Source organism: Agromyces binzhouensis (assembly GCF_004135055.1).
Lineage (GTDB): Bacteria > Actinomycetota > Actinomycetes > Actinomycetales > Microbacteriaceae > Agromyces > Agromyces binzhouensis.
The window spans coordinates 1-1,280 of sequence record NZ_SDPL01000621.1 but is presented as its reverse complement, the minus strand read 5'-3'; the positions used below and the strand labels follow the sequence as shown (position 1 = coordinate 1,280).

Annotated in this window: 1 protein-coding gene; it reads left to right on the top strand. The window is 74.8% G+C overall.

Annotation, left to right across the window (positions count from 1 at the left end; all coding sequences use genetic code 11):
- Positions 1 to 380 precede the first annotated feature (380 nt).
- Positions 381 to 1,280 (top strand): hypothetical protein (locus ESO86_RS17180; RefSeq protein ID WP_207207212.1); only part of this gene is annotated, 900 nt, incomplete at its 3' end.

The window sequence follows — 1,280 nt, the reverse complement described above, 5'->3', positions numbered from 1 at the left end:
CGGCGCGGTCCCGTACGGAAGCGTCGCGGCGTCCGGCACCGCAGCGGGCGGGACCGGCGGTGCGGGCGGGACGGGCGGGGGCGTCTGGGCGCTCATGGCGAAGCTGCTCCGGTTCGGGTCGGGGAAGGCAGGGCGGGTCAGGCCTGAATGCTATCGCCCGGAGCCGCGGCAGGAGCGCCATCCCCCGGCCTCGGGCCGCACCTCAGGGACGGCCCGGATGCGACCGATCGGGCGCCCCGGTAGGCAGGTACCGGAACATCGACCATGCGGTCATTGCGCGACCGGCATCGGGTGCGGGAGCATGGCGAGGGAACCGGCAGTGCACCATGGCGATCTGGGGACGCGAAGCACGGCCGCCCGGGGGGACGATCCCGGGTCGGTTGGTCCCGCGACTGCAGGCGCGGCTCGTGTTCATCGTCGCACCCGCCGGCGCAGGCAAGTCGACGTTGATCAGCCGCCTCGAACCGACGCTCGGCAGGACCTCCGTCGTGTCCGCCGCCACGGCGCATCGAGACCCCGACCGGCTGCAGTCGGCGATCGAGGATGCCGCCGCCGACGGCGCGGAGACCGTCGCCGTCGACGACATCGGGTGCGTGGCCGGCACGCCCGCCGAGCGCACCCTCGAACGCATGGCCGGCAGTGCGTGGCGGATGCCCCGGCTCGTGCTCGCCTCCCGACTCCCGTTGCCCTCGTCGGTCGTCCACGCGGCCGCCGAACGGTCCACGACGATCACCGCACCCGAACTCGGCCTGCGCATCGACGAGATCTCGAGCCTGTTCGCCGAGGTCGCGGGAAGCCCGCTCGGTCTCCGCTGCGCGTCGCGCGTGGCGCAGGAGACCGCGGGATGGCCGGTCCTCGTCGAACTGCTCGCTCGGCGCGCGCGACGGGTCGACCCGGACGCGGTCGAGTCGATGGTCGAATCCGACCTGGCGTCGGACTTCGCCGCCGGGTGCCTCGAGACGGCGCTGGAGGCGTTGCCGCGAGACCTCCGCCGTGCGCTCGAGCGGACGAGCGAGCTGCCGCGGCTCGATTTCGCCGCGTGCGCGCGCGTGCTCGGAGCGTCGGGCGCGGGTCGCCTGCTCGGCGCGTTCGATTCCGGTTCGGTGATGCACGAGGTCGTCCTCGGGCATCGGGTCGTGCCGCCGGTGCTCCGGCGACACCTCGGCGAGTGCCGGACACTCGCGGGCCGACCCGCCGGACCATCCGCCGCGAACCGGCGTCCTGCGATGTCGCCGACGCCGGCCGATCCCGCGCACGCACCCGAGCGCCCGCCGGCGCTC